Origin of the sequence: Clostridium sp. M62/1 (genome assembly GCF_020736365.1) — a bacterium.
Classification (GTDB): Bacteria; Bacillota; Clostridia; order Lachnospirales; family Lachnospiraceae; genus Otoolea; species Otoolea saccharolyticum_A.
The window spans coordinates 3,532,685-3,546,195 of the sequence record NZ_CP085988.1; the positions used below are offsets into that span (position 1 = coordinate 3,532,685).

At 51.6% G+C, this 13,511-nt stretch carries 10 protein-coding genes; all 10 read right to left on the reverse strand.

Annotation, left to right across the window (positions count from 1 at the left end; all coding sequences use genetic code 11):
* Positions 1–87 precede the first annotated feature (87 nt).
* Positions 88–570, reverse strand: a complete 483-nt coding sequence (locus tag LK436_RS16400; protein WP_008397301.1) for a hypothetical protein — start codon at positions 568–570, stop codon at positions 88–90.
* A gap of 109 nt (positions 571–679) precedes the next feature.
* Positions 680–1,513, reverse strand: coding sequence for a deoxyribonuclease IV (locus LK436_RS16405; protein WP_015573241.1), 834 nt, complete (start codon positions 1,511–1,513; stop codon positions 680–682).
* Positions 1,506–2,510, reverse strand: coding sequence for an ABC transporter permease (locus LK436_RS16410; protein ID WP_008397299.1), 1,005 nt, complete (start codon positions 2,508–2,510; stop codon positions 1,506–1,508). The genes LK436_RS16405 and LK436_RS16410 overlap by 8 nt, the downstream gene beginning before the upstream one ends.
* Positions 2,488–3,450, reverse strand: a complete 963-nt coding sequence (locus LK436_RS16415; protein ID WP_008397298.1) for an ABC transporter ATP-binding protein — start codon at positions 3,448–3,450, stop codon at positions 2,488–2,490. The genes LK436_RS16410 and LK436_RS16415 overlap by 23 nt, the downstream gene beginning before the upstream one ends.
* The gene (locus LK436_RS16420) at positions 3,450–5,945 is read right to left on the reverse strand and encodes a hypothetical protein (protein ID WP_044931098.1); all 2,496 of its coding nucleotides are present in this window, start codon (positions 5,943–5,945) and stop codon (positions 3,450–3,452) included. Before LK436_RS16420 ends, LK436_RS16415 begins: the two co-directional genes overlap by 1 nt.
* Before the next feature lie 95 nt (positions 5,946–6,040).
* The gene (locus LK436_RS16425; protein ID WP_347476057.1) at positions 6,041–7,135 is read right to left on the reverse strand and encodes a sensor histidine kinase; all 1,095 of its coding nucleotides are present in this window, start codon (positions 7,133–7,135) and stop codon (positions 6,041–6,043) included.
* Positions 7,136–7,166: 31 nt separating this feature from the next.
* Complete coding sequence (locus LK436_RS16430) at positions 7,167–7,871, reverse strand: response regulator transcription factor (protein ID WP_008397295.1); 705 nt, start codon at positions 7,869–7,871, stop codon at positions 7,167–7,169.
* 345 nt (positions 7,872–8,216) lie between these two features.
* On the reverse strand, positions 8,217–10,415 hold the full coding sequence (gene ppk1, locus LK436_RS16435; protein ID WP_008397293.1) for a polyphosphate kinase 1: 2,199 nt from the start codon (positions 10,413–10,415) through the stop codon (positions 8,217–8,219).
* Between the two features lie 2 nt (positions 10,416–10,417).
* Positions 10,418–11,983: an HD domain-containing protein gene (locus tag LK436_RS16440; RefSeq protein ID WP_008397292.1), complete on the reverse strand. Its 1,566-nt coding sequence runs from the start codon at positions 11,981–11,983 to the stop codon at positions 10,418–10,420.
* Positions 11,973–13,382, reverse strand: coding sequence for an ATP-binding protein (locus LK436_RS16445; protein WP_008397291.1), 1,410 nt, complete (start codon positions 13,380–13,382; stop codon positions 11,973–11,975). The genes LK436_RS16440 and LK436_RS16445 overlap by 11 nt, the downstream gene beginning before the upstream one ends.
* Positions 13,383–13,511: the final 129 nt, after the last annotated feature.

The window sequence follows — 13,511 nt, forward strand, 5'->3', positions numbered from 1 at the left end:
TTTTCTCCTTTGAATTTTTACGTTTTCTTAACACAGCCTTAACAGTATACCGTATTTCTCTTTCCATGTACACAAAGGAGCTTTATTTTATTCATTAATTTTAATAATGGGATTTTCTATGAACTGCTTATAAATTGCCCTGCACAGCCGCATCCTTGCCCCTCCCCATGCCGCGTCAAAGGAAAGAGCCACCTGAGGCTTCTCTGTCTCCACGCAGTAAATAGGAAGCTTTCTGTCCTTTACCTGATAGTCCCTGCCCTGCCCTCCTGCGGAAAAAATCTGCCCGGACGAGGCCGGAGAAAGGGCTGCCTTTTCATAGAGCCGTGTGATGCATCCGATGGAGAGAAGAACAAGAAATACCCAGAACAGCGCATTTTCCGGAAGGCACGGCAGGCTGAGCCGCCTGTTTCTCTGTCGGCCCTTCTGCTCTGAATCCCCGGCCGTTTTCTGCCGCAGCGGCTTCCCTGTTTCCCCGGAAAGCGGCATCAGACGGCCTGGCCCGCCGGCGTCTTTCTTTCTGCTGCTGCGTCTGCTTTTCCTCTCACTGTCCCTGAAAAATAAAAACCTCATTGTTTTTCCTCGGCAAAAAGCTGTTATTACCATGTTACGCAGCTCTTATTTCCCCTAGAACGTTTCAGATATGGAATCCGGCCTGAGGCACGCCTGAAATTTTTGACCTTTAATCCTGATAACGGGACTTCAGTAGGGCGATCTCTCTGGCATAGCCGTCCAGATCGTTTGGTGTTTCCAGATAAAAGGGCAGGCGCTTAAGCGCCGGATGGTTGATCACCCGCACAAGGGCCTCCAGCCCTATCTGTCCCTCCCCGATTCTGGCATGGCGGTCCTTGTGGGCACCCAGGGGATTCTGGCTGTCATTCAGATGGATGGCTTTAAGCCTGGAAAGGCCGATCACCCGGTCAAATTCTGTCAGCACCTCATCCAGATGGTTTACAATGTCATATCCCCCATCCCAGACATGGCAGGTGTCCAGGCAGACGCCCATCTTTTCACTGAGCGCTACCCGATCAAGGATTTCCCGAAGCTCCTCAAAGCTCCTTCCCACCTCGCTCCCCTTGCCGGCCATAGTTTCCAGAAGTACGGTGGTGGTCTGCTCCGGCTTCAGAATCGCGTTGAGCATGCCGGCAATGTATTCAATCCCTGTCTCCACTCCCTGCTTCACATGGCTGCCTGGATGGAAGTTGTAGAGGTTTCCCGGTGTAAACTCCATCCTTCTCAGGTCATCCTCCATGGTGTTTCTGGCAAACACCCGGATGCTCTCATCTGCCGAGCAGCCGTTGAGGGTATAGGGGGCGTGGGCCAGCAGGGGAACAATGTCCTCCTGGCGTGAAAATTCCAGAAATGCCCTCACGTCCTCCGGGTCGATTTCTTTTGCATTTCCTCCCCGGGGATTCCTTGTAAAAAACTGGAAGGTTCCGGCATCAATCTTTTTTGCCTCCCTTCCCATCGCCAGATACCCTTTGGCCGATGAGAGATGGCACCCGATTCTAAGCATGGTCTCTTCCTCCTTTTCTCCTGTCATTTTTTCTGTGATTTTCTCTGCCGTTTTCTCTGTCCTGCAGTTCCTGCTTTCCTGCTCTCCCTCTGCCTCCTGTCCGCCCTGCTCCCCGGATCGGCGTTACAGCCGACACCGCTATGGCAATGAGAATCACTGCCGCAGCGATCTGAAGAAAAATACTGAGCCCTGTCCAGTGCTCAATAATAAAATTTTCAGGGTGAGAGCCAAACAGCTGCTCCAGTGTCCCCGCCACGTCGCTGTTTCCTGCCTGTTTATTGATCATCGCGTAAAAAGTAACAGCCGGATTCATAAGAAGCAGATAAAGGCTTCCCCCTGATGTGGCCTGTCTTGTCACACTGTCAACGGCAGTCATATAGCTGCTGATCTCATTCTGGGACATCCGATAGGTAAACACATTGACGGCATAGGTACCAGCTACCAGAAACACAATGGTGACGTAGGAGCATACATTTGCCATGGTGGAGCGCTTAAACAGAGAGGAAAAAAACACTCCGATGCCCCCTGACAGCAGCGCTACCGTGACAAAGCACAGGAGCAAAAGGGCCATGTCCGTCACAGTAATTCCTCCGTACACAAATACCAGAGCAAGGGCAGGAAAGCTGGACAGCACCAGAAGCAGCATGGAAGTAAAGGCCGCGGCCAGCTTGCCCAGCACAATTTCCCCGGGCTTCATAGTTGTGGTCAGCATCAAATCAAGGGTCTGCCTCTCCCTCTCTCCGCTGATACTGTTGGAGGTCATGGCCGGCATAATGAACATGAGCATGGCAAACTCGATGGAAGCCACAAACACATACAGTTCAAGAAATCTCGAATACTGGATCTCCGCCGTCATCTTCACCTGATCCACCACGGAATACATATTAAAAAGCGCAACTGCGCTGAGGATTCCATTAAAAATAAGCAGAACCATGGCCATACGGATGCTTCTGCTGCTCACCTTCAGCTCTCTTTTATAAACCGGGTTCATTTTCATGTATCAGCACCGCCTTTTCACCTGCATGGTCTGTAATCTGCATAAAGATGGTTTCCAGGCTCCCCTTCTCCCGCATGAAGCCGCTCACCATTACGTCCGCGTCCACAAGCTGCTGGAGAAGCAGGGCCTCATCCTGCCTGTCCCCGTTAAACCCCACCTTGATCTCCTCTCCCTTTAAAGAAATGGTCTGAACACAGGGATGGCTCCGCAGAATCGCCATAGCCGTTTCCCGTCCTCTGTATATGGAAATCAGCAGCGGATTGGAGGAATTGACCTTTTCCAGGATCTGATCCATGCTTCCGGTAAGCACCATTCTCCCCTGTTCAATAATCCCAATGCTTGTGCACATCTCAGACAGCTCAGAGAGAATATGGGAGCTGACGAGAAGCGTTTTTCCCTGTTCCCGCAGCTCCTTTAAAATTCCGGTGAACTCCAGCCTTGTCCTGGGATCGAGGCCGGAGGCCGGCTCATCTAACACCACAAGCTCCGGATCATGGATCAGAGCTCTTGCCAGGCAGAGCCTCTGTTTCATTCCCCTGGAAAGGCCGTCCACAAAGAAATCTGCCTTGTCCTCCAGCTTCATCTGCTCCAGCAGTGTTTCACACCGTCTTCTGGCACCCATTCCCTCCAGCCCGTAGCAGGAAGCAAAAAATTCCATATATTCGGATACCTTCAGGTTATCATAGACACCGAAGGAGTCCGGCACATAACCCATTTTTTCCTTCAGGCATCTCTGTTCCCGTATCCCGTCCATTCCGTCTATGACAATGCTGCCGCTGTCCGGCGCCAGCAGTCCGGTGATAATTTTAATTGTAGTGGTCTTTCCGGCTCCGTTGGGCCCTACAAAGCCGAACAGCTCCCCCTTCCCTATCGTCATGTTCAGGCCGTCCAGGGCCTGAAAGTTTCCGTATTTCTTGCGCAGATCTCTGATTTCCAGCATTAACTTTCCCTCCCTGTGACATAGAGTACCGGGAGTATCATGTTCCAGGCCGTATCGCTCTTTGCCTCTCCCGAATATCTGACTGTGATGGAATTAGACGGTGACAGGTAGGGCCTCAGCTCCTCTTTCGTGTACACGGTCTTTGTCAGATCCATCCTGTCATTTCTTCCCGTTTCGTAGTTGTAAAAGTACATTGAGCCGTCAAACTTTTCCAGATACTGATACCTTGGATTATCCACAAACTCCGGTGAAATCCAGTCCATCGTCAGACTGTCGATTTCCAGATTGCTTCCCAGGAAATACTCAAGCACCAGAGGCTCTGAGGGTTCTCCCACATACACTGTATTTCCCCTCTGGTCATAGCTGCCGGAGCGAATCTTCGGGTACTGCTCCAGAGCACAGCGGTAGGTCCTTCCATCCGCTTTCTGGTTTACGGGAATCCTGGCTGTGGTTAATGTGAGTCCCTCTGTCTCAAAAGTGTCTGACGCCAGGAAATCAGGCTTCTCCTCTTCCGAATGGAACGCGATCAGCCTGGCATCTGAAAAGTATTCGTTCATATCAGAATCCAGATAAAACGTAAGGAGCTTAGACTTATCCTGTGACTCCAGATATTTTTCATCCGATATATCCGCCCGGCTGTACTGGTCTGCTCCTGTGACCATCTCTGCGAGGGCATATTTGTAAGAGACAGGAAATGTCAGTACCTCCAGTCCGTCCAGCTCTTTCTTCTCACCCGGTTCCATATCGCCCAGAAAAACCGCCTTCCCATAGAGAAGCAGCATGGCGTTTTCTATCCTCATGTCAGAATGATTCACAATGGTGCCGGAAATCTTTCCGTCGTAAAAGGTGACTGAGCTGGAAGGCGCCCTGTTTTCCAGCCCCTCCTTCTTTTTCAGGACAAATAATCCGGGCTCAAAAGCCACAGAATCCCTCACCCGGATCTCTGTCTTAGCCTCATCCAGGGAAACAGCAGTCTGATATCTCTCCCTTCCTGTGAATACAGCCGGCTTATTTGACTCATAAAAATAGTTTTTGGTGACAGGGCGCACCGTATATTCCGGATTCAGCTCTACTGTATACGGCGTATTGTAGGGGCTCCGCACATTAATATAGGTTTCCCGCTCCACCTCATCATCGCCATAGCTCTCCACCGTCGCATAGGTAAAAAACGGAGCCGTAAACCTTGTTTTTGCCCCCATGGCGTAAATCACCCCTGTAAATATCACTGCCAGCACAGCCACGCTCACCATGTAGTAATTCTGGCAGGACTTCCGTTTCAGATAGAGATAGAGGACCGGGCCAATCAGGACAATATACACCAGAATTACCGCCGTATAGAGGCCTACCTTCGGCAGGCGCGCCACATTCCCCGTATTAATCAGTGACTGAATGGAGTAATACAGGTTGGACAGGCTGTAATACTGGTCCTGAGCCAAATACTGAATTGTTTCCTTTCCCATGATCTGCTGAAACAGCCCCTCCAGGACAACAGGATTCTGCGCGCACACTTCTGCAATATCCGCCAGCCCAAAGGCGGTGAACACAATCTGCCCGTTTCCCTGATTCTTTTTTGTCACAACAGAGGTACTGCCGCTTGAGAGGACCACACGTCCTTCCTTTACCCCAAAATCCACACAGTCAGCAGACACCATGACAGCCCGGCTGTCCTCCTCGGGACCGCTCAGTTCTATTTCCCTGCTGCTGATATTTCCAGCATCCGCTTCCAGAAACCTGCTTCCCAGTCTTCCCAGATTCTTCTCAAGCTGAGCTCCTGTTCCGAAAAGAAGGGTTCCCCCTTCCTCCACCCAGGAAAAGACAGCCTCCTCCTGCTCCTGTGTCAGAGTATTCCAGTCAAAATCATCTACCACAACCAGGTCAAACTGATCAAGTCCCAGCTCATTTTCCGGGATCTTTTCCGCTGTCAGCGGAACAAGCCTTGTCCTCAGCGTCCCGTAATTGAATCCGGCATCGTCCAGATAATCCAGACTGTCCGGATCGTCGCTGAGGGCTCCCACAAACATCACAGCCGATTCGGAGGAAATATCCAGCTTCAGTCTCTTTCTGACAACCTCATTTTCCTCCCAGTCCAGAAGGGAGAGAAAAATCTGATCATTCTCCACACCCAGAGGAACGTAATACTCTTCTGTCTTTTTTTCTCCCGGCTTTAACTCCACCGGATACTCATACTGGTATACCTCCATGTTGGATTCCAGGGTAAGAATTCTGAGAGTGCCTGTGAATGCGCTCCCTTTTTCGTTGGAATAGGATACCTCTATGGGAAGATACCTTCCTTCCCTGGCCTCGCCTCCAAAGCCATAGTCCGCCTCTACGGTTACCTGGCTGCCCCCCTCTGTGAAAGCCCCTGAGGCGTAAGCTGTCAGGCCGGCTTTTGGAGCGGACAGGCCCAGAATGAGACAGAGCAGGAAAAGGGCAAAAAATGTTCCCTTTTCTCGTTTTTTTCTGCTGCCTTTCCCTTCCGCTGTCGCTTTGCCCATCTTTTTTTGCGCCTCCCGATTTTCCATCAATTCCTGATGTATTATTTTTTCACACTTCCCCGCCCGGAAAGTTTCCCTGCTGTCTGCCCGGCCTTCTACTGGGCTACCTCGAAGTTTTCTTTATTGACGTCAAAATGCACTTTGAGCTTGACGGTAAATACCGTCCCGTCCAGATCGCTCTTCACCTGGATTGTCCCTCCGTGCATGTCCACCACGCTCTTGGCAATGGCGAGTCCAAGCCCTGTGCCCCCGGTATGGGTGGAGCGAGACTGCTCCACACGGTAAAATTTGTTGAATATCAAAGGCAGCTCATCAGCCGGAATCACGTATCCGTAGTTCGTTACAGAGACAGACACGACCTCATCGCCTGCGTGAATCTGCACCAGTACCCGCTTTCCGTCTGCCCCGTATTTGATGGCATTGTTGATCAGATTGTCAAACAGCCGGGCCAGAAGGTTTCCATCTGCGTCAATCACCTTGGCAGGCACATTGCTGTGCAGCTCATAGGACAGGTTTCTGTCTACAAAGTTGGGATAGAACTCCTCCAGCAACTGTCCCAGCAGCTTGACAATATCCACTTTTCCCACATGCATCGAGAGCTTGCCGTAATTCATCTTGGTAAATCCAAACAGATCCTCGATGAGCTTTTCCAGCCTTTTGGCTTTCGCATAGGCGATATCGATGTACTTCTTCTGGATCTCAGGCGGAAGCTCGGTTTTTCCCGATAAAAGCTCCAGATATCCGATAATGGAGGTGAGGGGCGTCCTGAGATCGTGGGCCACATTGGTGATCAGCTCATTTTTCGTCCGCTCAGCCTCCCTCTCCTTTTCCATCAGCCGCCGGATGTCTTCCACCATACGGTTCAGGTTGACAGCCATGGCCGTAAATTCATCATCTCCCTTTACCTCGATATTCGTGTTCAGATCTCCCTCGGAAATATCACGGATTGCAGTGGAAATCCTGGACAGATACTTCAGATGCTTTTCCTGCAGCCTCAGAAAAATCAGAGAAAAGATCCCGATCCCTGCCAGCACATAGAGCAGAGCCATGATCGGTCCCAGATTCATAAGTTCCAGAAGGAACGAATCTGATTCCATCCGTCTGAGATATTCCGCCACCATGCTCACATTTGCAATCAGAAAAATCTCTATCAGGCAGGTGAGAAGTGTGGCATAAACTATATTTGTCACTGTGCGCGCCCGAAAGCGCCTGCTCATATCACTATTTTTCAATTTTGTATCCTACCCCCCAGACGGTAGTGATGATTTTGTTCTGCCGCGTGTCCTCCTTCATCTTGCCCCGGAGGCGGCGGATATGTACCATGACCGTATTATTGGCCTCATAGACCTTTTCATTCCAGACCTTTTCAAAAATCTCATCTGTGCTGAACACACGGCCCGGATTGGAGGCTAACAGATAGAGAATGTCAAATTCGATCGGGGTGAGCTTAATCTCCTCGTCATACACGGTGACCTTGTGATTGTCCTTGTTGATGACAAGGCCCCTGATGGAAATCTCATTTTTCGCGCCCTGCAGCGCGCTGCTCTGCGGATTCAGCTGCGTGTAGCGGCGCAGCTGGGATTTCACCCTGGCCGTCAGCTCCAGAGGGTTGAAGGGCTTTACCACATAGTCGTCGGCCCCTGTCCCCAGTCCCAGAATTTTGTCCAGATCGGTGGAGCGCGCGCTCAGCATGATGATGGGGATATTGTTTGTTTCCCGGATCTTCCTGCACATTTCCAGGCCGTCCATTCCCGGCATCATAATATCCAGAAGCACCAGGTGGATGTTCTCCCTGTCGAGAATGTCAAGACCCTCCTTTGCATTCTCCGCCTTAAAAACCCTGTATCCGTCGCTGACCAGATAGATCTCTACCAAATCTGCGATCTCCTTCTCGTCATCCACTACCAGTATATTAATTTCTGCCATGAAAAAACCTCCCTTGTCTGTATGCTGAGCCTTCCGCGTCTTTCTGCTCTCCCGCTTCCTCCGATCGCAGCCGACTTTAACAACAGTTTACCATAAGAGCGGAAAAATTGCTTTACTTTTCTCTTACATTTGAGCAAAGATGGCAGACCCGCATCAGCTCCCCTCCCTCACGAGCGAGAAGCTTGCCTGCATTTCGCGCCGGCACGGCTTGGAGGCAGACATTTCCAGCGGAAAATCCGGCCTTACCTCTTCTTTCAGATGGGAAAAGTGGGAAAAGAAGGAAAGCCCGCCGCCAGACAGGCCCTGACTCTGGGCTGTGTCTGACGGCGGGCTTTCTCTCTTTTATTACTGCTCTCTCGGAATGAATACGCGTCTGTTGGCAGGATCCGCGGACTCCTCCACGGCCTTTGCGGCCTGAATGGCTTCCTCGCAGAACTGTTCCTGCGCATTGACCTTCTGGCGTCCCCTCAGAGATTTTCTGACGTAGGTTCCATCGGCCTGCAGAAGATAGGCCTTCACATTGTCTGCAAGCTGCACGTCCAGGATATGGATCAGACGTTCCTTTAACCTCTCATCCTCCACCGGGAACAGGATCTCCACACGGCGGTCCAGATTCCTGGGCATCCAGTCTGCGCTTCCCATATAGACCTCCTGGTTTCCGCCGTTCTCAAACAGGAAGATGCGGCTGTGCTCCAGGAAATTGCCCACAATGGAGTGCACTTCGATATTCTCGCTGAGTCCCGGCACTCCCGCCTTCAGGCAGCAGATTCCCCTGACAATCAGCTGGATCTTTACGCCTGCACAGGAGGCTTCGTAAAGATTTGCGATAATCTCCTTATCGCAGAGGGAATTCATCTTGGCTGCTATCCTGGCATGTCTTCCCTCCCTGGCAGACTTGATCTCTCTCTGGATCAGGCGCAGGAACTTACCCCGCAGCCAGAGAGGCGCCAGGGAGAGCTTGTTCCAGCCAAGAGGCTCCGAGTAGCCGGACAGCATATTGAACACGGCTGTGGCGTCCTCGCCGATCTGGCGGCTGCAGGTGAAGAGGCCGCAGTCTGTGTAGAGCTTGGCTGTGGAATCATTGTAGTTTCCCGTTCCCAGATGAACATAGCGGCGGATTCCGTCCTCTTCCTTTCTGACAACCAGCGTGATCTTGCTGTGGGTCTTGAGTCCCAGAAGGCCGTAGATAACATGGCAGCCGGCCTTCTCAAGCATTTTGGCCCAGTTAATATTATTCTCCTCGTCAAAGCGGGCCTTCAGCTCCACTAACACCGACACCTGCTTTCCATTGTCCGCAGCCTCGGCCAGGGCCGCAATGATCGGAGAATTTCCGCTGACCCGGTAGAGTGTCTGCTTGATGGCCAGAACCTCCGGATCTCTGGCCGCCTTCTTTATGAAGTTTACCACAGGCTCAAAGGTTTCAAAGGGATGGGTTAACAGGATGTCGCCCTTCCTGATGTTTGTGAAAATATCGTCGTCGTTCATCAGAGCCGGAACCGGCTGAGGCGTATAGCCGGGAGCCTTGAAGCGGTCGAATCCCGGAAGGCCGTATACCTTCATCAGCACAGTCAGATCCAGGGGCCCGCTGATCTCGTAGATCTCGTCGTTTGTCACCTTCAGCTCTTTTTTCAGAATCTTTAACAGCCTCTTGTCCGCCTTCTCCTCAATGTCCAGGCGGATGGCCTCTCCCCACTGGCGCTTCTTGAGCTGGCGCTCAATCTCCTTTAACAGATCCTCCGCCTCGTCCTCGTCAATGCTCAGATCCGCATTTCTCATGACGCGGAAGGGATGGGAGCAGATAATGTCATAGTTCAAAAACAGCTTCTCGATGTTCCTCTCAATCACTTCCTCCAGGAAGATAATCGATGCCTGGCCCGGTGCATTTTTCCCTGTCTGTTCCTTTCCTGCACTCTCACTTTTCTCCTCATCATCCTTCTCTTCCATCTCCGGCGGGATAACCACCACGCGGGGAAGGCCGCTGGGAACACGCACCATGGCAAAGTCGATCTCCGAATCCCCCTTTTTCTTCTTCACCAGGGCGGCGATATTCAAGGACTTGTTTCTGATAAGGGGAAACGGCCTTGAGGAGTCCACGGCCATGGGAGTCAGCACCGGGTAAACCATCTCCTCAAAATACCGGTCCACAAAAGCAGCTTCCTGTTTTGTCAGGTTCTCATGGGAAGTGATCACCTTCAGGCCGTTCTGGCGCAGCGCAGGGAGAAGGGAGCGGTTATAGATCCGGTACTGCTCCTCCACCAGCTCATGAGTTTTGATTCCGATGGCCGCAAGCTGCTCTGATGCAGTCATGCCGGCAATATCCGGTTTCGTATAGTTGGCGTGGATCATATCCTTTAACGACGCCACTCGCACCATGAAAAATTCATCCAGGTTGGAGGCTGTAATACTTAAAAATTTCAGCCTGTCAAACAGAGGCGTAGACTTGTCCCTTGCCTCTCCCAGCACTCTGTAGTTAAAGTCCAGCCAGCTCAGTTCACGGTTTACATAATTTTTAGGATCCCAGAATTTCTCGTCATTTGCGGCCATTGTTATACCCTCCTTTTATGTTTCAGCACTGGCTGAATTCCAAAAATTTCTTCAAAAAACTCTGCCGTATTATCGAAAGACGCCCGCTCCAGAATAATGGTTTCCTGGCAGGTGGCAGTAATCAGCAGCTTCCCGTCCTTCACAGCCAGAGACGCGCCGGCCAGCTTCTGCCTCTGGCTCTTGTCCAGGGCATTGGCCAGGCGCAGGATCGCAGTCAGCTTGGCAATCAGGATGGTTACAGCCCGCTTTGTCAGGCCCCTTCCCTCATACTGGGACAGATCCGACTCCAGATGTACCCCGTTGTAGGCAAATTCCTGATTGCAGTAGCGGACTACATTGGCCACAATCTCCCTCTCCAGATGGGAGATTCCGATGATCTCTGTGGCCATGATAATCTGGTAGGAGCTCTGGGTCTCCCTGCTGGAGCTGATAAACTTTCCGCAGTCATGGAGAATCGCCGCTATCCTCAGGAGAAGCCTCTCCCTCTCTCCCAGGCCGTGGTATTTTTTCGTCACATCGAAAAGCTCTGAGGCCATGCGGTCCACTTCCTGAATATGGGCTCCATGGCATTTATAGCGCTTTGCCATATTTCTGGCAGCCGACAGAATATCCCCGTTAAAGTCATGGCGCAGCTTCACCAGCTTTTTCTCCTGGGCATACTCAGCCGCTATCCCATCGCAGAGGCTGACGCCGGGAATCCATACGGTTTCAGCCCCTGTCATCTCCAGTACTCTTCCATAGATGATAGCGCTGGGCACAAGGATCGATGCGTACTCCCGGTCCACTCCGTAATAATCCTCAATCTCCTCCGGCCTCATGGACAGCAGCCGATTGTAGAAGCTCCTGAACTGCTCAGCCGAAACACGGTCTGACTCCATATGGCGGATACCGCTCTTTGCCATAAACAGGATGCTCTCGCCTGTGGCAATCAGGCATTTGATCTCCCGCTCCTTTAAGTAAATGCGCTTAAAGGGATAGAGCTCATTGTCCACGAGCTCCTCCATCACCGGAACCACCTCGCCTGCACTTAGATTCCAGCGGGAAATCATCTCCCTCATGCGCAGTCCCCCCAGAAAAATATTCTGGGTGGATACCAGCATATCCTTGTCAAACAGGGAGATCTGCGTGCTTCCGAAGCCGACATCGATGATTGCCGTACCTTTCTGAACGGTTTTCTGGAAAGCCGCATCCTTGGACGCAACCGCCTTATAGCTCATAAGCCTCAGTTCGGAATTGTTGATGGATTTGACAATCAGGCCTGTACGGACCTGAATCTGATCCAGCACAATCTGGCTGTTTTTCGCCTCCCTCATGGCGCTGGTGGCGTAGGCCCGGTACTCTGTGATCCGGTAGCTCTTCATGATCTCTGTAAAATTTCTCAGAACCTGGCACATCTCCTTAACCAGGCCGTAGCCGATTTTTCCATCATTGTAAGTATCTTTTCCCAAAGCAAGGACGTGGCGCAGGTGATCTACCTCCCGGATGCCGAAGCTCTGGGAGATCTCATAGATTCCCATCTCAAGCTCAAAGGAACCCACGTCGATTGCCGCAAACATTTTAATTGCCATAGCTTCCCTCCTTATTGCTCATTCCTGTTCCCAGAAGGTGCGTGATGAACTGTGCCGCCGTCCTGCCCGACAGGCCGCCGTGGCTTAACTCCCACTGGTTTGCGAGGAGCAGGAGCTCCTCTCTCGGAATCTCTACATGGTATTTTTCAGCCAGAACGCTGACGATGTTCTGAAATTCTTTCTTGTCCGGTGCTCCGTAGTAGATGGTAACACCAAACCGGGCCACCAGGGAGAGCTTTTCCTGAACGGTGTCGTTTTTATGGAGATCGTCATCAAGCTCTCTCTTGTCGCTGAATTTCTCGCGAATCAGATGGCGGCGGTTTGAGGTGGCATAGATCAGCACATTGTCCGGCTTTCTGCCAAGTCCGCCCTCGATCATGGCCTTCAGATATTTATATTCGATCTCGTACTCCTCAAAGGAGAGATCGTCCATGTATACAATAAATTTATAGTTTCTGTCCTTGATCTGTTCCAGAATATCGGACAGGCATTGAAACTGGTGCTTGTAGACCTCAATCATGCGCAGGCCTCTGTCATAGTACTCATTGAGAATCGCCTTAATGCTCGAGGATTTTCCGGTGCCGCTGTCTCCAAAGAGAAGCACGTTGTTTGCCTCTCTCCCCTCGATGAAGGCCTCCGTATTTTCCACCAGCTTTTTCTTCTGCCGCTCATAGCCCACCAGATCTCTGAGGTACACATGCTCCACGCTGGTGATGGGCTCTATTGTCACATCGCCTTCCTCCCCGGTGACGCGGAATGCCTTGTTGAGTCCGAATTTTCCCACGCCGAATTCCCGGTAAAATTCAGCGGTCCTGCTTCGAAATTCCTCATCGCTTCCGGCCTTTCCCAGAGCCTTGGAGAGTTCCACAATCCGGCTGCGGATACGGCTGTTGAAACAGCGGCCTTTTTGGGAGCGGCCGCGGTAGCTGCCAATCACTGCCCACAAGCCAAAATCCTCTCCCTCTTCGCTTCTCTGGTCAAGGAGCCTCAGATCATAGGAAAACAGCCGTCTGAATACAGCAAAATCGTAAAGTGCCAGTTCACTCAGGCTTCCTTTTGCCTCCCCCCGGATTTCACATGCCACACTGTAGGCATTTTCGTCAATGGCCAGGCAGAGAGCCAGAAAACAGTGCCACAGGTTTCCCTCAAACCCGTACGCATCAGCCAGCTCAATCAGGCTTCCTGCACACCAGGCGGACTCCTCTGTGAATCCTTCTCCTCTCTCTTCCTCCAGAAGGCTGCCCATCCGCTGGAACAGCTCTCCGTATTTTAAATTTCTGTATAGTATCAGACTGTTTCTCATCCTGCTCTTCCTCTCCCTTCCCGGGCCTTTACCTGATTTTTTCCGTCCATTTACCGGAATTTTACAAAACGAGGAGCCTCCCTCAGCCTGCATCATCCGGCAAAAATGCCTGCCTTGCTTCGGGCGCTCCTCGTCTCATCACCGGCCGTTTTTGCCGTCTGGTTCTATCTGATTCTATTTTCTCTAAAGCAGCTTCCTCATGGCCCCTCTCAGAGAGGCTAAGGG

Coding starts and splice junctions, on each gene's coding strand:
- LK436_RS16400 (WP_008397301.1), bottom strand. CDS start 570: ATGAGGTTTTTATTTTTCAGGGACAGTGAGAGGAAAAGCAGACGCAGC.
- LK436_RS16405 (WP_015573241.1), bottom strand. CDS start 1,513: ATGCTTAGAATCGGGTGCCATCTCTCATCGGCCAAAGGGTATCTGGCG.
- LK436_RS16410 (WP_008397299.1), bottom strand. CDS start 2,510: ATGAAAATGAACCCGGTTTATAAAAGAGAGCTGAAGGTGAGCAGCAGA.
- LK436_RS16415 (WP_008397298.1), bottom strand. CDS start 3,450: ATGCTGGAAATCAGAGATCTGCGCAAGAAATACGGAAACTTTCAGGCC.
- LK436_RS16420 (WP_044931098.1), bottom strand. CDS start 5,945: ATGGGCAAAGCGACAGCGGAAGGGAAAGGCAGCAGAAAAAAACGAGAA.
- LK436_RS16430 (WP_008397295.1), bottom strand. CDS start 7,871: ATGGCAGAAATTAATATACTGGTAGTGGATGACGAGAAGGAGATCGCA.
- ppk1 (WP_008397293.1), bottom strand. CDS start 10,415: ATGGCCGCAAATGACGAGAAATTCTGGGATCCTAAAAATTATGTAAAC.
- LK436_RS16440 (WP_008397292.1), bottom strand. CDS start 11,983: ATGGCAATTAAAATGTTTGCGGCAATCGACGTGGGTTCCTTTGAGCTT.
- LK436_RS16445 (WP_008397291.1), bottom strand. CDS start 13,382: ATGATGCAGGCTGAGGGAGGCTCCTCGTTTTGTAAAATTCCGGTAAAT.